Raw genomic sequence first — 19,465 nt, forward strand, 5'->3', positions numbered from 1 at the left:
AGTGTTTTGCCCCTGTGAGCAAGGAACGATCAGCCTTTCAGCCGTTCAACCAGCTCGTCGTATGCGGGACTCTTCAGGAAATTATCAATCGAAATATGCTCCGCATCCGGTCTGTTCGCTTTTGCGCGATCCGTTAGCGTTTTTTGGGTGATAACGATATCCGCGTCGGCCGGAATCTCACTGACCGCCGAATTTACAACCGTTACATTAACGCCGGCTTCCTGCATTTTCTTTCTCAATACCGAAGCGCCCATCGCGCTGGAGCCCATACCTGCATCGCAAGCAAAGACAATTTTGTTCACATTTTCTTTGCTGACTTGACGAACGGGAGCCGCTACAACAGCGGAAACTTGGTTGTTCGTGCCGGCAGCTTTCATTGCTTTCATTCTGGCTGCAGCTTCTTCCAGTTCGTGCTCATCATCTACTTGTTTGCCCGTTCTGAGCAGCACCGAAGCAACAAGGAAGGATACGACCGTCGCTACCACTACACCGCTGAGCATTGGAATATATCCGCCTCTTGGCGTCATGGCGAAATAGGTAAGGATACTGCCCGGCGACGGCGCGCCTACCAAACCTGCTCCGGTTAATTGGAACATAAACGTACCGGAAACCCCACCTGCAATCGCTGCAAGAATAAGGATTGGTTTCATCAGGATGTAAGGGAAGTAGATTTCATGAATCCCGCCGAGGAAGTGGATAATGATGGCACTAGGCGCCGACTGCTTCGCCATGCCGCGTCCGAACAACCAGTAAGCGAGCAGGATGCCAAGACCTGGACCAGGGTTGGATTCCAGCATGAACAACATCGATTTGCCGAGCCGAAGCGCTTCTTCGGAAGCGATCGGCGTGATAACGCCGTGGTTGATCGCATTGTTCAAGAACAGCACTTTACCAGGTTCAATAATGATGTTGACGAGCGGAAGCAGATGCGCGTTAACCAGGAAGTTTACGCCGGAAGACAACGCTTTGCTGACCGCTTCAACGACCGGACCAATACCGGAGAATGCTCCGAGTGCCATGATGAGGCCAAAAATACCGATGGAGAAGTTGTTGACCAGCATTTCGAAACCGGAGCGGATTTTACCTTCAATCGCCTTGTCGAATTGCTTGAGAATCCAAGCGGACAAAGGACCTACAATCATCGCGCCAAGGAACATCGGAATGTCGGTTCCCACGATAACCCCCATGGTCACAATCGCCGCGATAACGGCGCCGCGTTTGCCGTGAACCATTTGCCCGCCGGTATAACCGATCAGGAGCGGAAGCAAATACGTAATCATAGGGCTTACGAGTTTGCCGAAATATTCACTTGGTATCCAGCCTGTCGGAATAAATAATGCGGTTATTAAACCCCAGGCGATAAAAGCGCCGATGTTCGGCATAACCATGCCGCTCAGCGCACGGCCAAATTGTTGTAATTTTACCCTGATCCCACCGGATCCGGATGCTTTTTCTCTCGCAGTAGCCATAGCCATAAAGAGAAGACCTCCTTAAATATTGTCTGGGGAGCACTTGTATCATGTTCCTTGATTTCATCGTAATTCAAAGCGCTTTCTTACTCAATCAAATGAAAATGCGGTTTCGTCATGATTATTGTTGACAAGATTTAAGAAGGCATCCCTGCCAAACCGAATAAAATAAAAAAAGCCGCCCGTTCATCGTATTGATGAGCGGGACAGCTCTAGGCATTTCCATATCAAAAACCGAATATACATTATGAAGAAGCATGAATTTGCGGAAATTCTTGCGCCATTTCATCGCCGAAAAACAGATCGTCAAGCGAGCTCAGCGTACCGTCTTCCTCAACTTGATAAACGGACATTTTCTCGCCGTTAACGGTTAATTCGATAAAGCAGCCCCAGCAGTAAAATTGATGGGAGCCGATTTTGCCTATATCTTTAGAGTTGCAGTTTGGGCATTTCATCATTCATTAATCACCTATCCGTTATCAGAATTCATGGTCTTTCCAGCATCTGCTCACTGTTCGGGGGCACCATGATGACATTTTCCCCCCAGGTTAATTCAGGCATAAAAGGCAGCATTTTTCGCCCTTCCATCAAGTCGGCAAAAAAACCGTCACTAATTTCCATTCCTGTAATTGTGTTTCCCAATTCATGTTCAAAATAAACATCGGTAACATGACCAATCATCACCCCATCCTCCGTGAGAACGGGTAGTTCTTTCAGTTTTCCGTTACCCGACTGAAAGGTAAGCTGTATATTCTCGGCTTCCCATTTATGGACAGCCTGTTGATTACGAATCATCACGGCATCCTCGCCGTATGCGACGATATCTTCCCAAGGCACCGCTTTAATGTCGGAGGAAAACAATCCTTTGCCGTCCAACTGGATGCCTTTGATCGACCAGTCCTTATCCAGCAGAATGTCGAAGACCTTCCCTATCCGCTTGCCGCTTTCCACATCAAATACGGCCAGGCCGATCATTTCTTGCATTCTCATGCGTTAAGCCACTCCCCGCCTAAACCGGAACCTTCGGCAACCTCCTTTCGCAAAAGAGAATATAGGCCCTTACCTTTAAATAGTCGCCCACTTAACTTTTTTTACGAAGACGGTCCAAAATGGTTCCAATTTTTTCTGCAGTATACTCCATTTCTTGACTAGTATTACCCAATCCGAAGCTAAATCGAATCGCGGAGCGCAAAAGATTTTGCGGCAAATTCATCGCCTCCAAAACATGGGACGGCTCAAGTGAGCCCGAAGTGCAGGCGGAACCGCTGGAAACGGCGATGCCTTCGACGTCCAGATTCATCAGCATCGTTTCGGTATCGCATTCGGGGAAGCTGATGTTGACGATATGGGGAAGACGTTCGGTAGGATGGCCATTGATGTGATAACGGCCTTCTCCCACGTGCCGATTTAAGGCGTCCAGCAGCGTTTGGCAAAGCGCCTCATCCTGGCGAACCCGCTCCTCCCGCTCTGCGGCGGTAAGTTCAGCCGCTTTGGCGAAGCCGGCGATTCCCGCCATGTTTTCGGTGCCGGCACGGCGCTTTTTCTCTTGCAGTCCGCCGTACTGCTGCGGCTCCAGCAGAAGGTTGCGGCGCACATACAAGGCCCCAACGCCTTGCGGGCCGTTGATTTTATGGGATGAGAAGCTCATCAGATCCACCGGCAGCTCGCTGCAGGAAATCGAAAGCGAGCCGAGCGCCTGAACGGCATCGACGTGAAAAACGATATCGCGTTCGGAGGTGATTCGGCCGATTTCGGCGATAGGCTGAATCGTGCCGATCTCGTTATTCCCATACATAACGCTGACCAGGATCGTATCCGGCCGGATCGCCTCGAGGACCTGCTCCGGATGAATCTGCCCATACCGATCGACCGGCAGATACGTGACATCATAGCCGTTTTTCACCAGCCGCTCGCAGGAATGAAGCACGGCATGATGTTCGATTGCGGTTGTGATGATATGCCGTCCCCGTCCCGAGCGGGCAGCCGCCGTTCCGAACAAAGCCAGGTTATCGCTTTCCGTTCCGCCGCCGGTAAAGACCAGTTCCTCGGGACGGCATCCGAGCACGGACGCGAGCCGGTCCCGCGAACCGTTTACCAATCGCTTAGCGGCGCGTCCAAACGCGTGAACGCTGGAGGCGTTGCCGAATTGTTCGGTCATGACCGCCATCATCGCTTCAGCCACCTCGCGGCGAATCGGCGTGGATGCGGCATGATCCAAATATATATTTTTCATGGGGACCACCCTATCCAAAAGTGTTATAAAACGCAATGACCGTCCCGAAGCGGGACGGCTGCAGTTTTCCATATCTGTTTGCATTCGTATTTTACATCATAATCCTAAAGTTCAAATTTGTACAGTTTATAATGCTTTAAAGGGATTAAAGCCGACTCCTTTACCTGAAGGCATGGCTCCCGGCACGCGTCCGATTCGAGCAGCGGGCGAATGATCAGCTTGACCGGCCAGGTGCTCCGCTCGAATTCGTCCCCCCTCTCTCTAAAACTCTTTTGGGACAAACACGGCAGTAGTTTTCTGGTTTATCCGAGGCCTGGTAGTACTGGCAGCAGGTTTTACGGACGCGAATGGGCTTCTCCGAATCCGGAGCCGTTATTTTAGGGCTGTCGTAGACAGCCAGCGGATTTTTCTTTTCGGCAAAAAGATACGCAGGCGCTTCCTTGAGCAAGTAGCCGAAATCCTCCATGATCCGCTCCTTTTCCGTTTCTCCGGACTCGGCCATGAATTTGTTCTCGTAGAACGAATAGATGTAAATCGCCGTGTTTTCCCACAGAACGGCTTTGGAAATAGGTGCCAGACGTGAAACGGTGTCCCAGACCCGAGCGATATTTTCTGCAAACACGGAATAAATGATGCCATCCCGCCACTCTGCTCGGCCGCCCTTCTTCGGCTCCGAGCAGCGCCAGTCGGCCAAGCGCACCTTCGGCAGCCAGGCTTCTCCTTGAAAGCTTGATTCGATATGGCAATTGCCGACGGAGTAATCCAGCCCCTTGTTCAGCACGCTCATCGCATACAGGCTGGATGCGGCGACCAGAAAACTGTACCGCTTGGCAAAAAGAGACACATTTACCGTTTGGGAAGGCCCTTCGTAAATGTCGGCCATTTTATTCAGATAGGCCATGCATTTGTCCGCATCCAGCAAATCGGCGGCCGGTATGGAAAACATCCTGTCTTGGGACGGCTCAAGCGCCAAGCGGTATTCCCTCGTCATCACACCGATTTCATCCGGTTCTATTGCTAGCATCATCGATTTTCCCTCTTTTTTTCTTTTCTGCATTTAAGGCTGTCGCCTTTACTTTAATTTAAAATATTTAGATGTGTCAACGAAATTGATTATTATTATCAAATAATTGTTGAGCACCGCTTTTTTTACTGGCGTAATTCTCGAATCGGGGGAAAGGCATTATCCGAAATGCGTATATGACATATAAAAAAAACTCCTATGGCAGAGCGGCGGATCTTGTTCATCGCCTTTCCATGGGAGCATGTCGACTGCAAATATAAAAGAGCGGGAAATTACGCCAAATTCATTTTATCGTCCGCTTTTTTCAGTTGTTCAAAGCTTTCGTAACGCTTTTCTCCGATCCAAGCCAATTCGGCCATCGCTTTAAGCGGATCGATGATCCCGGCGCTTACCTGCTCTTCGGTTTGAGCGGTCGGAGTGTCGCACCAAATCGCAAAAGAACAACCTATCAAGCCCTCCGGGTACGGCTTTGAATATTCCTGCTTGGCCGTCTCGCTTATTTTAGGGAACAAGCCCGGTTGCCAGGAATCGTATATTTTTTCGCCCATAGGGTATTGGTATCCGGCATTTTCGCCCAAAACATAATAAAAATAGGAATCGTTAAAATTAATGACCTCATGCCCCTTATCGAAGAAGGTTTGCACCTCGGCCATTTGGAAATGCCACTTGGTCCAGTAGCCGATTTGAATGGAGGGCTTCAATTTTACTCGCTGAACTTGATTGGAGCGGTACAGCCCATCATTCCACGCACGCGCCGTAAAGCCTTTATCCTCCAGAAAATCCGCCACCTTATTAATATAATCGATATAGGCGTCGACTCCTGTGCCGTCAGGCAGTCCCAACTCTTTTTGAGCATAAGCGGAAAGCTGCGGAAAGGACTCGAACTGCTCGAAATCGATGAATTCGTCTCCGCCGATGTGAAAATAAGAGCTATTATTAAACAGCTCCGCATATTCGTCGATCAGGTCGAAAACAAATGCTCTGGCGTCCGAATTGGTGATGTCCAAGGCGCCTTTTGCCGCGTTTCCCTCCGAGTCCTTGAGCAGCCAGTCCGGATGCGATTTGAGCGCATATCCCAAATGACCGGGGGAGTCGAGCGAGGGGATAATCGCAATATGGTATTTCGCGGCTTCATCAATAATATCCGAAACCTCTTCCTTCGTTAAGTATGGCTCCGACATCACCTCGGGATGGCGTTTGCTTGCCAAAGTAAAGCCTTCGTTCTCGGAAAAATGAAGCTGCAAGGTGTTCAGTCTTAAAAAGGACATTTCCCTGATCCGTTGTTTTATCCAAGCGCAGGTGAAAAACTTCCTGCCGATATCGATATGCAGCGCCCGTTCGTTCATTACGGGATAATCCGTAATTTTTCCATATTGTATAAAGCCTCTCCGGAGCGCTTGCCGCAAAACCGTTCTCACTCCGTACATCAACGCCCGCTCATTGGGCGCGGTTACCTTGACGTAGTCGCCGATCTCAATGGAATACCCTTCAGGATGATCCGTTTCGGCAGGTTCTCCCAATTCGATAACCAAATCACCCTTGATAGCTTCGGAAATCATCGCTTTATGAATCGGTAATCCGTAATCATCCGGCAGACGCAAGCTTGCCGACTCGGATTGAAGCAGAGAAACCGTTTGATCCAAGCTTGCATTGCCTATTGATCTCGCGTTCTGAACAATCAGCAACCGGGATGCGGCCGTCAGTCGCCATTTTTCGGAAGAAGTCGCCATATATGATTGTACGCCGGGTAAAGAATAGTTCGTCTCATCTTTACTTTGCATTTACATCACCTTTCATACCCTGAGATAATCCGCCTTATTTAACATCGCCCGATCCAATTCTATAATAGATTGTTCCAAATAAAAACAGCCTGCCGAGAAATTCAAGATTTCCCGGAAGGCTGTTTTTGTTTATGCAATCGGCTTGAAGCTCATTGCCCTTGCTTTAGATGTAAAACATATAATTCTCTTTCGCGCCATGCTCCTCAAAGTTGATCAAATTCTCCAAAGTTGTGGAGTCGAGCACTTCGGCGATGCTGTCGCGGATGCGAAGCCACAAGTCGCGCTTGGCCGGGTCGTCCTCTTCCGTAAAATCAACGGGGGAGATTGGACCTTCCAGCACGCGAATGATTTCACCCGCCGTAATTTCGCCGGCATCTCTCGACAAAATATATCCGCCATACGCCCCTCGCACGCTTTTGACAAGGCCGGCGTTGCGCAGCGGAGCAATCAATTGCTCGAGGTAATGTTCGGATAATTGATTTTTTTCGGCGATGCTTTTCAGGGAAGTTGGCCCTTCGCCGAATTTAGCGGCCAACTCCATCATAATCGTTAGGCCATAGCGTCCTTTTGTGGAAATCTTCAAAGAAGCCACCTCTTTCAATTTTCAAATAAACTTTATATAATTGGAGTTCGATTCATTAAAGACGGGATACAGTCCAATTTCGATACAAACCGCCGGAATGCACCAGGTTTTGATGCATACCTCCCTATTCCTATCTTTAACCTCTGTTTATCGTACCATAACAGATGTCATTTGGAAAACAAATGCGAGCAAATACCCTATATCGTATATGGTAGACAACTTATGATAAAATAATGACAGGGCTAAAAGTGCCTAAAGGAGTGATTATATGACTAGCAAGCCCAATAGCGAGACCCGCGTCATCGTCGGCATGTCCGGCGGCGTCGATTCATCCGTGACGGCGCTCCTGTTGAAACAGCAGGGATATGACGTCATCGGCATATTCATGAAAAACTGGGACGATACCGATGAATTCGGACGCTGCACGGCCGAAGAGGACGCCGAAGACGTCCGTCGCGTTTGCGAGCAAATCGATATCCCTTACTATACCGTAAACTTCGAGAAGCAGTATTACGATAAAGTATTTGCCTATTTCCTGGAGGAATATAAGCGCGGCCGCACGCCTAATCCCGATGTCATGTGCAACCGGGAAATCAAATTCGGCGAATTCCTGAACAAAGCGCTGGATTTGGGCGCGGATTACGTGGCTACCGGTCACTACGCCCGCGTTGTGCAAGAGGATGGCGTATACAAGCTGCTTCGCGGTGTGGATGGCAATAAAGATCAAACCTATTTCCTGAACGCTTTAAATCAGGAGCAACTGTCCAAAGCGATGTTCCCGATCGGCCATCTTCCAAAGCCGGAAGTACGGCGAATTGCCGAAGAAGCCGGTCTCTACACGGCGAAGAAAAAAGACAGCACCGGCGTCTGCTTCATCGGAGAGCGCAATTTCCGGGAATTTCTGAGCAACTATTTGCCGGCCAAATCCGGGGATATGGTGGATATCGTAACCGGAGAAATCAAAGGACGTCACGATGGCCTGATGTATTATACCTTGGGACAACGCCAAGGGCTGGGCATCGGCGGGTCGGGCACGGGTGAACCGTGGTTTGTCGCCGAAAAAGATCTGGAAAAGAACATCCTGTATGTCGTTCAAGGCGACAAGCATCCAAGCCTGTATTCCACAGCGCTGAACGCTTCCGGCGTCAACTGGATCGAGGGAGCCGGCAAACTGCCGAAGGAAGCTTTTAAATGCACGGCGAAGTTCCGCTACCGTCAACCGGATCAAGGAGTGACCTTGATCCCGCAAGAAGGCGGCACAATGCTGGTGGAATTCGATGAACCGCAAAAAGCAATCACCCCGGGTCAAGCCGTTGTTTTCTATCAAGGCGACGAATGCCTGGGCGGAGGAACGATCGAAGCGCACGTTAAGGTACGGGAACTTGAAGCAGGGGCTTTGGCGCAAAACTAATAAGAATGCAAAAAGGCGTTATTGGGTTTGAAAACGCCTGACATAGAGAAATAGCGGTATTTTTTGTCGCTAAATTCATGGGGCCGCCGGTTTTTGAGTCGTTCGAACCGTTCAGTTCTATGAATAAGGCCAAAACATTACCGCTATTTTTTGTTTTGTTCCAAAAACGCTGAATAAGGATGTATCCGAACTAGCAGCCCCTATTCATCCCCTCTGCGTCGAAGCTGCTGATTGTGCCGGATTTTGGCTTCGTTTCCCTGTTCCGTCGCATCATAGAACGACCGGCCCGAAAGACTGGCCGGAAGATACTCCTGCTTCACGTAATGTCCGGGATAGTCGTGCGGATATTTATAGCCGACATGCCCCAGCTTGACCGAGCCTTTGTAATGGGCGTCCCGCAAATGCAGCGGCACTTCGGCGGATTTGACCTCTTCCATCGCGTCCATCGCGTTCGCGATAGCCATCGCGACGCCATTGGATTTGGGGCTCTCCACGGCAAACAGAATCGCTTGGACGACGTTAAGCTTCGCCTCGGGCCAACCGTTGTTGCGATAGGCTTCGAGCGCGCTGACTGCTTGCACCATGGCCTGCGGATTCGCAAGTCCGATATCTTCGCTGCTGGCGGCGATCAGCCGCCGGATGAAGGTCATCGGGTCCATCCCCAGCTTTTCGACGGCGTACAGAAACCAGAACACGGCAGCGTCGCTGGAGCCCCGGATGCTCTTGTGGAACGCCGACAGGACATCGTATTGCGTCGACTCGTCCGCTTTGACGAGCGGTCTGCGAATCGATTCCTCGGCCACGCCGAGCGTAATATGAACGGTGCCGTCCCCTTGCGGAGGCGTCGTTAGCGCAGCCAGCTCCAGAGCGTTCAAAGCCCGGCGGATATCGCCGTTGGCCATGGATGCGATGTGCTGAAGCGCCTCCTCGTCGACCTCCAGTTTCATGAAGCCGAGGCCTTTATCCTTATCGGCCAATGCACGCTGCATCGCGATAAGGGAATGCTCCTTCGTCAGCGGCTGCAGTTGAAACAGCGTGGAACGGCTCATCAAAGCCCCGTTGACGTAATGAAACGGGTTCTCCGTCGTGGCTCCGATGAATATGATCGTGCCCTTCTCGACCGCAGGCAGCAAGGCGTCCTGCCGCGAGCTGTTGAAGCGGTGTACTTCGTCCAGAAACAGAATCGTTTTGGTGCCGTAAAAAGCCTTGTCGTTGTGCGCTTTCTCAATCACTTCCCGCACGTCTTTAACGGAGGCATCGACCGCATTCAGCCGCACGAATTCGGCTTTCGTATGATTCGAAATAATGTGGGCCAGCGTCGTTTTTCCGCATCCGGGCGGCCCATAAAGCAGTATGGACGAGACCTGGTCCGCCTCGATTGCGCGCCGGAGCAGTTTGCCGGGTCCGATGATTTCCTCCTGCCCGATGTATTCCTCGAGCATAGTCGGTCTCATCCGGTCGGCGAGCAGTCTTCCCGAGGTTCCCTGTTCCTGGCTATATGAGAACAAATCCATCTTGGTTTCCACTTCCTCGATTACAACATGTCTATCTTTATATTCTAGCATTCCTCACCGTAAAAAACATTTATAGTTGTTCTTTCGCTATCCCTCGGGACGAAACTATGAGTTAATATAGATGTCGGGCCGACGAATCACGGGAAAGGGGGCTGATCGAAGTGATTTCAGTGAGTGAGGTGGTCTCCGCTTAACGCGGAGATCTCATGCGGGGGGCTGTTTCAGCCCCCCTTATTTCTGTTTAAGGTAGATGCAACCTGTGTTAAAATAATGGATATCACCATTTTACTTTACGCCGAAAGGGGGAGTTAACGGCCATGCTTACTTATCTCGTCACAATGCCGGAAGTTGGACCACGAAATAGGGAGGAACATGATCGTGAACTACAAAAACGGGAAGGATATACTTCCCCCTAGGCTGCTGAAGGAACTGCAAAGCTACATTCAAGGCGAGCTTCTCTACATTCCCAAACCGGAACGCTCCAGAGCGCTCTGGGGAGAGCTCAGCGGTTCCCGCACCTCGATCGCCAAGCGGAACGAAGAAATTTACCGCTATTACCGGACCGGAACTTCGGTCCAACAGCTCGCGGAAAGATATCATTTATCCGAAGAGAGCATTCGTAAAATATTGACCAAAATGCGATCCGCGCGGCCTCAAGCAGCACAGGCCATCGATTGAACCTGCCATGCTGCTCTATACGACAAACCAACCTAGCCAAGACCCGCGGTCTTGGCTATATTCATATCTCTTCAGGTATAATAAGAAGTACGTTTCCGCCCTTATCCGAATCTGAGGTGACTTATAAATGCAGCAAGACAAAACACCGGCTTCCTCCGTGGAAGCCGGTTTAACCAAACAATGCGCCTATTGCGGGCAAATCAAGCCCTTGTCCGATTTTTTGCGCCGCACGGGAAAACGATCCGGCAAAGGATCCCGCCGCGGCGCCTGCCGAAGCTGCCGAGCGCTTAGAAAAGAAGAAGCCGCGGCTCTCTCCCTGTCCGGGCTTGGCGAACCCAAAGCCGCACCGGCCGCGAAGCCGGCTTCTTCGGCATCCAAAGACCGCGCGGGTTCGGCCGCCGCTTTGTCCCTCGGGGCCGCGGCGGCGCCAAAACGCCGCATCAAACAAACGCTGCCCGCTCCTCCCCCTGTCAGCGAAGGGCCGGACGTGCGCACGCTTCGTCCCAACCGCCGCGGAATGATCCATATGCGGGGACGCACGGATAAAGGCAGTCGGTGGCAGCAGGAGATTGACTTTGATCTGGCCGTGACGCTTGTCAAAGAACATGCCGCCATCGTCGTTAACCGTCACACAATCCGCCGACTCTACAGCAATAAAGCATTCCGCCGCTATATTTTGACCAGGGACAATTACACCTGTTTCTTCTGCGGCGAATACGGCGACACGATCGATCATCTGCTCCCGAGAGCCAAAGGCGGGCATACCACGCCGGTGAACTGCGTTTGCGCTTGTTCCGAATGCAATCAGAGCAAGGCCGCCCGGAGCCTGGAAGATTTTATGGATGATGAATTATAAGGCGACTCTTGCCGCAAAATCGGTTGGCTCCGAAACCGCGTATTCCGGCAAAGCATCGCCATGCAATAACCACAACTCATGCAGCGCGCGGGTGCAGCCTACATACAGGAGCTTGGCGTCCTTCGGCCCATAATGCCGTTGATCGACATCCGTTACAATGACCGCGTCGAATTCCAAGCCCTTGGAAAGATATACGGGCAGTACGGAAATGCCTCCGGCATATTGGGTTTTATCGCCTTCGATTAAACTCGCCTCCACGCCTTCCTGCCGCAAGTAGGCATGAACTTCTTCCGCCTCGCGCATCGTCCGCGTCAACAGCGCCGCCGTACGGTATGAGCCGGACAACGCTTGATTAAGAGCATGACGAATCGCCCCATGTCTCCGCACGCCGGAAGCGTCCAATAAACGGACCGGATCGCCGCTTCGGAACACCGGCACGGCCAGCAAATCCGCTCCGACTCCCTTTTTCAGAATTTCGTTCGCGTATTCAATGATTTCCATCGTGGAACGGTAGCTCCGCGTCAAAGCGAAATAAGCGGTTTGATCCGGCTCGAATAAAGCCTTCATTTCATCCCAGTTGCGGACTCCCTTGTAGTAATGGATGCCTTGTGATAAATCCCCCAGAATCGTAAACGAATGCCCCTTGACGAACAGATCCAGCACGGCAACCTGGAACGGCGAGAAATCCTGCGCTTCATCGATCACCACATGGTCGAAGGTCATGTTCCCTTCGATTTCGTGAATGCGCGAATACAGATACAGCAGTGCGGGCAAATCCTCTTCCTTGATAGCGCCCTTCTTCAAATTCGCCTGCGTCTCCCGCCAGATTCCCTTGGGTATGCGGTTCGAAAGATCGAGCAGACCGGCGGCTTTGCTTTTCTTGATGCCGAACAATTCACGGTACAACGCCACCGCTTCGAGTTCAGGCCATTTGCCGGCATAAGCCTTCTCGCGCTGCTGAGCCTTCTTCTTCCGTTCCTTCAGCGCCGCGGCCGAAGGCGATTTTTTCAGCTCCATTTCGATCCAGCGGTGAATCCGCGCCAGCACCCGTTCTTTACGCCGAGCCACCGGGTAGTGACGGTATTCTCCCTCAAACCATTGCAGGATTTCCTTCCTGGCGAGGCGCGCTCCGTCCCAGGGCTCAAAATCCCCTTCGGGCACGCATAGGGATTCGATATCGGCCAATGCTTCATCCAGCATCTCTTTGAAACGGATCGAACCCTTGAATCTTCCCGGCAGCTCCTCGCTATGAACCGGACTTCGTCCAGACTCCCGGTCCTCTCCGTCAAACCAGCGCGACAGCGATTCCGTTCCGTCTGCGGGAGAATAATCCAGTTCCAACACTTTCGCCGCCCAGTCGCTAAAAGTGTTCTGTTGAATATCCCCGACCCCCAGCTCTGGCAGGACTTCGGAAATATAATCGATAAACATATGGTTGGGAGCAAAAATAACCATTCGCTCCGCCTTGATTTGTTCCTGGTACTGATACAGCAAAAAGGCCAGCCGATGCAGCGCCACGGTTGTTTTTCCGCTCCCGGCTACGCCTTGAATAATCAGCGCCGTGTTTTTGGCCGCCCGGATAATCTGATCCTGCTCGGCTTGGATGGTAGAGACGATGTCGCGAAGGCGGTTGTCCTTGTTTTCACCCAGCCGGTAAACGAGAAACTCGTCGGAAACGGCGGGCCCGTCGCTGTCCCGGTTAAACGTGTCGACGACGCGATCCAGAATTCCTTTGCGGATGACGACGTTCCGTTTCAGATACACCAAACCTTCGATCAAACCTTCAGGAGCAACGTAAGAAGCGTCATCCCCGCCGGTGAAGGAGTAGAACAGACTCGCGACCGGGGCGCGCCAATCGATGACGATCGGTTCTTTTCCGTCAGGATCGCCGACCCCGACTTTCCCGATATAAAGCGGTGTTTTGTGCTTCCCTTGTTCTTCAAAATCCAGCCTGCCGAAATACGGCTCGCGTGAGGACTGCTCAAGCTGCTTGCGTCCGGACGCCCGGTTCTCCTCGAGCAGCTGCTCCGTAAAGTCCTGCCCCGTGTATACCGGGATGCTGCGCAGCGCCTGCAGCTGCCTGTCGATCGTTTCCAAGGTGCGGTCAAGCCGCTCCTTCTCTTCTTGATAGGCACTTTGAAAATCATCCACTTTCAGTTACCTCCTAAGGGTGTATTCTCCGCAAAATAACTCAATCTACTCATGATGTCCCGGAGTCAAAAGGAGTTCCATTATATCATTCGAACGGGAAAAAGGCGAATTTCCCGCAGCAGAAAAAAACGCAGGCGAGTCTTTATAGACCACAACCTGCGTTTTACATGAATTTATTTATCCGACGGACGTTTGAATCCTTGCTCCAGCTTTTGGACCGTCTTGGCAATTCGGCTCAACCTCGTTTCGGTTCGCTTCGCTTCCGCAATCCATTCGAGATAAGCATTCCGGTGGGAAGGGGCAAGCTTCGCAAAAAACTCCGCGGCCTGCGGATGGTCCTTCAGCGCGGCAGACAGATCTTCCGGCGTTTCTGCGGATTCAGCCTGCTTGCCTGAGGCCTCGGACCCGGCGGATTCGCCCGAACGCCGAGGCGATGGGGCATTCGCCTTCCCCGCACCGATCGGCCGGTATCGCATCGCCGACCACACCTCGTCCACGGCAATCAGCGACACCCCTTCGTAGCCGGCCGCCTTTACCGCGTCCCAACCCTGATCCCGGTTGAGATCGGTTCCCGCCTTAGCCCCGCCCTTCGGATAGCAGAGCCAAAGCAGCCCGTCCGGTTTGAGCGCCCGGAGCGCTTCGCCGGAACGCTCTTCCACCTCCTTGACGGAGCGGAAGAAGGCCAGTACAAAATCGTACGCTCCGGCGCTTTCTTCCCGTGGAACGGTATGTTCATCGGACAATCCCAATTGTGCGGCATAACCCTCGGGAGCAAAGAGCACCAGGGCCAGTCCTGCGCCTTCGGCAGGAAGACGAAGCTTCTTAATCAGCTCCAGGTTTGTCATACCTGAATGCCGCCTTTGCCCAGCAGATCGCGCACGGCTACGCTAACCATGATGAGCCCCACAACCGGCGGGACGAATGAGTTGCTGGCAGGCGGCTGCTTGGCCTTGCGGATTTTCGCTCCGGCCGGCGCGATTTTTTCCGTGACGTCCGCACGGGGCTTGACCGGCGGCTCGGTGGAAAATACCACCTTAACGCCTTTTTTGATGCCGTCTTCCCGCAGCTTTGTGCGGATCACCCGCGCCATCGGATCCATATGGGTCTTCGAAATATCGGTCACCTGAAATTTAGTCGGATCCATTTTATTGGCCGCGCCCATGCTGGAAAGGATCGGAACGCCGCGTTTGCGGCATTCCTTGATCAGATGGATCTTGTATTTGATCGTATCGGACGCATCCAGCACATAATCAATGTCGTATTTGAACAGTTCCTCACACGTTTCCTCCGTATAGAACATGTTCAAAGCGATCGTTTCGCATTCCGAATTGATCAGCTTGACCCGGTCGCACATCAAATCCGCTTTTTTCTGGCCGATCGTCGTCGTCAGGGCGTGGATTTGGCGGTTGATGTTCGTGATGTCCACCACGTCTTTATCGATCAGAATGATTCGTCCGATCCCGGTGCGGGCCAAAGCCTCGACGGCCATCGAGCCGACGCCGCCGATCCCCAGCACCGCAACCGTGCTTTTCTTTAGAACGTCCAGACCTTCGGCGCCAATCGCCAGTTCCGTCCGTGAAAATTGATGAAGCATCTTGTTTGATTCCTCCTGTACTGAGCGGGCCGCTTAATTTTTCGCTGCAACCGGCTTTGGTGCCAGCCTGATATGCAATTGTTCCAATTGCGGCGCATCCACTTCGCCCGGAGCGTTCATCAGCAGATCGGTCGCGCTTGCCGTTTTCGGGAATGCGATCGTTTCGCGGAGATTCGAGCGTCCGGCCAGCAGCATCACGAGGCGGTCAAAACCGAAAGCGATGCCGCCGTGCGGAGGCGTGCCGTATTCGAAAGCATCGAGCAAGAAGCCGAATTTGTCCTGCGCTTCTTCCGGAGACAAGCCGATGGCTTTGAACATTTTCTCCTGCACATCGCGTTTGTAAATCCGCATCGAACCGCCGCCCACTTCGTAGCCGTTCAGCACAAGGTCGTAGGCTTGCGCGAGGATTTGGCCCGGATCGGTCTCGAACAAGGCGATATCTTCTTCGCGCGGGCGAGTGAACGGATGGTGTTCAGCCACATACCGTTTTTGTTCTTCGTCCCAGCCGAGGAGCGGGAAGTCGACAACCCAAGCGAACTTGTACACGCTGTCGTCGATCAAACCGAGATCGCGGCCGATTTTAAGACGGAGCGCTCCAAGCACGTCGGCAACAACCTTTTTGTTATCCGCCGAGAACAGCAGCAGGTCGCCTTCTTCGGCTCCGGTTCGTTCTTTGATCGCTTCGATTTCTTGCTCCGTAAAGAACTTTACGATCGGACCGCGGAATTCTCCCTCTTTGACTTGCACCCAAGCCAAACCCTTGGCTCCGTAGCGTGCGGCATAAGGACCGAGATCATCGATGTCCTTCCGGCTCCAGGTGCCGCAGCCTTTGGCGTTCAGTACTTTGACTTCGCCGCCTTTTTCGATGACGGAAGCAAACACCTTCACGCCGCTGTCAGCCACCAGATCGCTGACATTGACAAGCTCCAGGCCAAACCGGAGATCGGGTTTATCCGAGCCGTATTTGCCCATCGCGTCGGCATAGCTGAGACGCTGGAACGGCGTCGGTACATCGATGCCTTTCGTTTCTTTGAACAGACGGACAACCAGCTTTTCCATCATATCCAGCAGTTCATCCCGGGAAAGGAAGGAGGTCTCGATGTCGACCTGGGTAAATTCCGGTTGGCGGTCGGCGCGCAGATCCTCGTCGCGGAAGCAGCGGGCGATTTGGAAGTAACGCTCGATGCCGCTCACCATCAGCAGCTGCTTGTATAGCTGCGGCGATTGCGGCAGGGCGAAAAATTCGCCCGGATGCACCCGGCTTGGCACAAGATAGTCGCGTGCGCCTTCCGGCGAGCTTTTGGTCAAAATCGGAGTTTCCACTTCGATGAAACCTTCTCCGTCCAGAAAATCCCGGAACACCTTGGCCGCTTTCGAACGGAGCCACAGCGTTTTTTGCATTTCCGGACGGCGCAGGTCCAGATAACGGTATTTCAGACGCAGCGATTCATCCACTTCCACACCGTCTTCGATGAAAAAAGGAGGCGTTTTGGCGGCGTTCAGCACTTCGATTTCGGTGATGTGCACTTCGATTTGACCTGTCGGCAGATTCGGATTCACCGTCTCCGCGTCGCGTGCTACAACTTTGCCGCTAACGGCAAGCACATATTCGCTGCGCACTTTATCGGCGATTTGCAGGGCTTCGCCGGAATAAGCCGGATTGAACACGATCTGCACAAGACCGCTGCGGTCGCGCAAATCGATAAACATCACGCCTCCAAGATCGCGGCGGGTTTGAACCCAGCCGTTCAGCGTTACGGTTTCTCCAATGTTGGCGGTGCTTAACGCGCCGCAATGATGCGTTCGTGTCATGATTAATATCCCCTTCCAATCTATTTATCAGCTATTTCAGCTCGTTCACAAGTTCATTCAGCTTCACGGTGCGCTGCTCGCCATTCTCCATGGACTTGAGCGCGATTTCACCGCGTTCCAGCTCGTCGTCGCCCAAAATGGCCGTATAACGCGCCTGCATCCGGTCCGCCGATTTCATCTGGGCCTTCATTTTTCGTCCCAGATAATCCCGCTCCGCGGAAAATCCCGCCTGCCGCAGCTTGAACAGCTGGGTCGAAATTTCTTTGTCCGCCGCTTCGCCCAAAGCAACAAGGTAAACATCCAGCGGTTTGGCCTCGCCGAGACCGATTTCCTGTTTCTCAAGGATCAGCGCGATCCGCTCCAGCCCCAGCGCCATGCCGATGCCCGGCTGATCCGGTCCGCCCACCTCGGCGACAAGGCCATTATAACGTCCGCCGCCGCCGATGGTGTCGATGGCACCAATGCCCTGGGCTTTGTATTCAAACGCAGTGTGCGTATAATAATCAAGTCCGCGCACCAGCCGAGGATTGATGACGTAATCCACTTTCATCGCGGTCAGCAGCTCTTGCACTTTGGCGAAATGGACCGTGCATTCTTCGTCCAAGCTGTCTAGAATAGACGGGGCTCCGACGAATTTATCCTGATCGGTTTTGCAGTCCAGCACGCGAAGCGGATTGCGTTCGATCCGGGATTGGCAGTCCTTGCACAGGCTGTCCTTCATCGGTAGCAGAAAACCGAGCAGCTTCTCGCGGTAAGCCGCGCGGACTGCGGGGTTTCCTACCGAGTTGATCTCCACCTTGACGCCCTGAAGGCCTAACTCGCGGCAAAACTGATATCCCAGCGCCACAACCTCGGCGTCGATCGCCGGATCGGTTGCCCCGAACGCTTCCACGCCAAACTGGTGAAATTGACGCTGGCGTCCGGCTTGCGGCCGCTCGTAGCGGAACATCGGACCGATGTAATACAGCTTGGTCACGTCCGGCTCTCCGTAAAGTTTGTTTTCCACATAAGAGCGCACAACCCCGGCCGTTCCTTCCGGACGCAGCGTCATGCTGCGCTCCCCTTTATCCAGAAACGTGTACATCTCTTTCTCGACAATGTCCGTCGTTTCCCCCACGCCGCGCTCAAAAAGCGAGGTTTGCTCAAACATTGGCGTACGAATCTCCCGGTAATTGAAGCGCCGGCACAAATCTCTGGCCTTTTCCTCAATAAACTGCCATTTTTCCACGGCACCCGGCAGCAAATCCTGCGTGCCCGTCGGTTTTTGAAAAGCCATGGTTCACCCTCCATTCGACATCATTTTTCGCGCTCCAAACAACAAAAAAACTCCCGCTCCTGCTGCCAAAATCAACAACAGGGACGAGAGAATCGTTTCAGATCACCCGTGGTGCCACCCACATTCCGAATACCCAAGGTATTCGCTTAAAGCGGTTAACGCCCGCTTGCGCCGCACGTCTACTGGTCGGAAGGATAACACGCCTGCCGAATTTTCGCCGCCGGTTCTCGGGGAAGTCTTTCGTTCAATCATCACCGGAATCCTTCCAGCCGGCTCTATTTGTATTGCCGAGACGCTGCTCGCTTAGCGGCAATGCAAAATGGAGCTGGGATTCCTCTCTGCGGGTGTGGAGCTGAATTACTTTCTCCCGTCATCAAATAAGCATCATTCAACTGTATATTCCCTGATTTTAAGGAACCCCGGAGGCAAAGTCAAGCCTACCAAGAAAAAAACCTGACACCAACGGGGTGCAGGTCTAAAGGTACTATATTAAAAAGGGGGTCATGCTGTTATTATAAACAGCTTATGTTAAAGGAACATGAATCTAATATTACAGTTATATTACAACATCCGGCGTCTAATCCTGCGTTATGACATAAGCGCCCAAGCTTCGCAATTTCCCGGCAATGCTGTCGAAATCGTTATCGCTGACTTTAACGCTCAGCATGGACTGATATCCCTCATAGGCCTCTCCCGATACAAGCTCCGTTTCCGGAAACGACTCCGGCTTATCGTACATGGCATCACGCTCCTGGCCGGTTAAGCGCCCGTCTTCTTCCCGATCGTCGACGTTGATCACCGGAATCGGTCCTTGGGGCGTGACCGAAGTAGGAACGGCTATCGGCCCGAGTCCCCCCGTATTCATGGAATTGCTACCGACCCACGGCGTTAAAATGATGCCGTCTCCCCCACCTTGCCCGCCCAGATGCCCAACCTCGAGCTGCTCCGTATTGTAGGGAAGAAGGCTGAACATGGCGCCTTCGGCTTCGTCCTCGTTTCTGAAATAAGCTTGAATATGTCTGGTCATGGCGCTTCTCCTTTTGCTCGCGGTACCAGAGGAATCAAGGCGGCTTTATAAACGAA

General features: G+C 52.5%; 17 protein-coding genes. 3 read left to right on the plus strand and 14 right to left on the minus strand.

All coding sequences use genetic code 11. From position 1 onward, the window contains the following. Nucleotides 1-29: 29 nt before the first annotated feature. From ACI48K_RS10490 to cymR, 7 genes are all read right to left on the minus strand, one after another. Entirely contained in the window at nucleotides 30-1,469 is a 1,440-nt protein-coding gene (locus tag ACI48K_RS10490) for a PTS mannitol transporter subunit IIBC (RefSeq protein WP_475027594.1), read from the minus strand. A 245-nt stretch (nucleotides 1,470-1,714) separates the two neighbouring features. Further along, a complete protein-coding gene (locus ACI48K_RS10495; RefSeq protein ID WP_475027595.1) occupies nucleotides 1,715-1,924 on the minus strand; it encodes a hypothetical protein in 210 nt (69 codons plus the stop codon). Between the two features lie 31 nt (nucleotides 1,925-1,955). Next, nucleotides 1,956-2,459, minus strand: coding sequence for a PRC-barrel domain-containing protein (locus ACI48K_RS10500; protein ID WP_475027552.1), 504 nt, complete (start codon nucleotides 2,457-2,459; stop codon nucleotides 1,956-1,958). 91 nt (nucleotides 2,460-2,550) lie between these two features. Then, nucleotides 2,551-3,702, minus strand: a complete 1,152-nt coding sequence (locus ACI48K_RS10505) for a cysteine desulfurase family protein (RefSeq protein WP_475027553.1) — start codon at nucleotides 3,700-3,702, stop codon at nucleotides 2,551-2,553. Between the two features lie 214 nt (nucleotides 3,703-3,916). Further along, complete coding sequence (locus tag ACI48K_RS10510; protein ID WP_475027554.1) at nucleotides 3,917-4,729, minus strand: IucA/IucC family C-terminal-domain containing protein; 813 nt, start codon at nucleotides 4,727-4,729, stop codon at nucleotides 3,917-3,919. Nucleotides 4,730-4,998: 269 nt separating this feature from the next. Beyond that, complete coding sequence (locus ACI48K_RS10515; protein ID WP_475027555.1) at nucleotides 4,999-6,507, minus strand: beta-N-acetylhexosaminidase; 1,509 nt, start codon at nucleotides 6,505-6,507, stop codon at nucleotides 4,999-5,001. Nucleotides 6,508-6,670: 163 nt separating this feature from the next. Beyond that, the gene (cymR, locus tag ACI48K_RS10520; protein ID WP_475027556.1) at nucleotides 6,671-7,090 is read right to left on the minus strand and encodes a cysteine metabolism transcriptional regulator CymR; all 420 of its coding nucleotides are present in this window, start codon (nucleotides 7,088-7,090) and stop codon (nucleotides 6,671-6,673) included. Nucleotides 7,091-7,358: 268 nt separating this feature from the next. Between cymR and mnmA the strand changes: the two genes are divergently transcribed. Next, the gene (mnmA, locus tag ACI48K_RS10525) at nucleotides 7,359-8,501 is read left to right on the plus strand and encodes a tRNA 2-thiouridine(34) synthase MnmA (RefSeq protein WP_475027557.1); all 1,143 of its coding nucleotides are present in this window, start codon (nucleotides 7,359-7,361) and stop codon (nucleotides 8,499-8,501) included. A gap of 200 nt (nucleotides 8,502-8,701) precedes the next feature. Here the strand turns inward: mnmA and ACI48K_RS10530 are convergent, their stop codons facing one another. After that, nucleotides 8,702-10,015 carry a replication-associated recombination protein A gene (locus tag ACI48K_RS10530; protein WP_475027558.1) on the minus strand — a complete coding sequence of 438 codons (1,314 nt, stop codon included), beginning with the start codon at nucleotides 10,013-10,015 and terminating at the stop codon, nucleotides 8,702-8,704. 378 nt (nucleotides 10,016-10,393) lie between these two features. Here ACI48K_RS10530 and ACI48K_RS10535 point away from each other — a divergent pair, with 378 nt between their 5' ends. Both ACI48K_RS10535 and ACI48K_RS10540 read left to right on the plus strand, forming a co-directional pair. Then, nucleotides 10,394-10,693 carry a CD3324 family protein gene (locus tag ACI48K_RS10535; RefSeq protein ID WP_475027559.1) on the plus strand — a complete coding sequence of 100 codons (300 nt, stop codon included), beginning with the start codon at nucleotides 10,394-10,396 and terminating at the stop codon, nucleotides 10,691-10,693. A gap of 127 nt (nucleotides 10,694-10,820) precedes the next feature. Then, the gene (locus ACI48K_RS10540) at nucleotides 10,821-11,549 is read left to right on the plus strand and encodes an HNH endonuclease (RefSeq protein WP_475027560.1); all 729 of its coding nucleotides are present in this window, start codon (nucleotides 10,821-10,823) and stop codon (nucleotides 11,547-11,549) included. Here the strand turns inward: ACI48K_RS10540 and ACI48K_RS10545 are convergent. The 6 genes from ACI48K_RS10545 to ACI48K_RS10570 all read right to left on the minus strand — a co-directional run bounded on the left by ACI48K_RS10545 (nucleotide 11,544) and on the right by ACI48K_RS10570 (nucleotide 19,409). Then, a complete protein-coding gene (locus ACI48K_RS10545; protein ID WP_475027561.1) occupies nucleotides 11,544-13,700 on the minus strand; it encodes a HelD family protein in 2,157 nt (718 codons plus the stop codon). The two genes, ACI48K_RS10540 and ACI48K_RS10545, sit on opposite strands and share 6 nt — an antisense overlap. Nucleotides 13,701-13,873: 173 nt before the next feature. Further along, entirely contained in the window at nucleotides 13,874-14,545 is a 672-nt protein-coding gene (locus ACI48K_RS10550) for a YdeI/OmpD-associated family protein (RefSeq protein WP_475027562.1), read from the minus strand. Then, nucleotides 14,542-15,294 carry a tRNA threonylcarbamoyladenosine dehydratase gene (locus tag ACI48K_RS10555; RefSeq protein WP_475027563.1) on the minus strand — a complete coding sequence of 251 codons (753 nt, stop codon included), beginning with the start codon at nucleotides 15,292-15,294 and terminating at the stop codon, nucleotides 14,542-14,544. Before ACI48K_RS10555 ends, ACI48K_RS10550 begins: the two co-directional genes overlap by 4 nt. Before the next feature lie 33 nt (nucleotides 15,295-15,327). Then, on the minus strand, nucleotides 15,328-17,106 hold the full coding sequence (gene aspS / locus ACI48K_RS10560; RefSeq protein ID WP_475027564.1) for an aspartate--tRNA ligase: 1,779 nt from the start codon (nucleotides 17,104-17,106) through the stop codon (nucleotides 15,328-15,330). A 31-nt stretch (nucleotides 17,107-17,137) separates the two neighbouring features. Further along, nucleotides 17,138-18,382, minus strand: a complete 1,245-nt coding sequence (hisS, locus tag ACI48K_RS10565; protein WP_475027565.1) for a histidine--tRNA ligase — start codon at nucleotides 18,380-18,382, stop codon at nucleotides 17,138-17,140. A 577-nt stretch (nucleotides 18,383-18,959) separates the two neighbouring features. After that, on the minus strand, nucleotides 18,960-19,409 hold the full coding sequence (locus ACI48K_RS10570; protein WP_475027566.1) for a hypothetical protein: 450 nt from the start codon (nucleotides 19,407-19,409) through the stop codon (nucleotides 18,960-18,962). Nucleotides 19,410-19,465 lie beyond the last annotated feature (56 nt).

It is taken from the genome of Paenibacillus terrisolis (assembly GCF_056171975.1).

Excerpts from the sequence above, each read along its gene's own strand:
- ACI48K_RS10550 (WP_475027562.1), bottom strand. The coding sequence starts at position 14,545 with ATGACAAACCTGGAGCTGATTAAGAAGCTTCGTCTTCCTGCCGAAGGC.
- ACI48K_RS10515 (WP_475027555.1), bottom strand. The coding sequence starts at position 6,507 with ATGCAAAGTAAAGATGAGACGAACTATTCTTTACCCGGCGTACAATCA.
- ACI48K_RS10500 (WP_475027552.1), bottom strand. The coding sequence starts at position 2,459 with ATGAGAATGCAAGAAATGATCGGCCTGGCCGTATTTGATGTGGAAAGC.
- ACI48K_RS10505 (WP_475027553.1), bottom strand. The coding sequence starts at position 3,702 with ATGAAAAATATATATTTGGATCATGCCGCATCCACGCCGATTCGCCGC.
- ACI48K_RS10510 (WP_475027554.1), bottom strand. The coding sequence starts at position 4,729 with ATGATGCTAGCAATAGAACCGGATGAAATCGGTGTGATGACGAGGGAA.
- ACI48K_RS10570 (WP_475027566.1), bottom strand. The coding sequence starts at position 19,409 with ATGACCAGACATATTCAAGCTTATTTCAGAAACGAGGACGAAGCCGAA.
- mnmA (WP_475027557.1), top strand. The coding sequence starts at position 7,359 with ATGACTAGCAAGCCCAATAGCGAGACCCGCGTCATCGTCGGCATGTCC.
- ACI48K_RS10490 (WP_475027594.1), bottom strand. The coding sequence starts at position 1,469 with ATGGCTACTGCGAGAGAAAAAGCATCCGGATCCGGTGGGATCAGGGTA.
- ACI48K_RS10495 (WP_475027595.1), bottom strand. The coding sequence starts at position 1,924 with ATGAAATGCCCAAACTGCAACTCTAAAGATATAGGCAAAATCGGCTCC.
- hisS (WP_475027565.1), bottom strand. The coding sequence starts at position 18,382 with ATGGCTTTTCAAAAACCGACGGGCACGCAGGATTTGCTGCCGGGTGCC.
- ACI48K_RS10555 (WP_475027563.1), bottom strand. The coding sequence starts at position 15,294 with ATGCTTCATCAATTTTCACGGACGGAACTGGCGATTGGCGCCGAAGGT.
- aspS (WP_475027564.1), bottom strand. The coding sequence starts at position 17,106 with ATGACACGAACGCATCATTGCGGCGCGTTAAGCACCGCCAACATTGGA.
- ACI48K_RS10530 (WP_475027558.1), bottom strand. The coding sequence starts at position 10,015 with ATGGATTTGTTCTCATATAGCCAGGAACAGGGAACCTCGGGAAGACTG.
- ACI48K_RS10540 (WP_475027560.1), top strand. The coding sequence starts at position 10,821 with ATGCAGCAAGACAAAACACCGGCTTCCTCCGTGGAAGCCGGTTTAACC.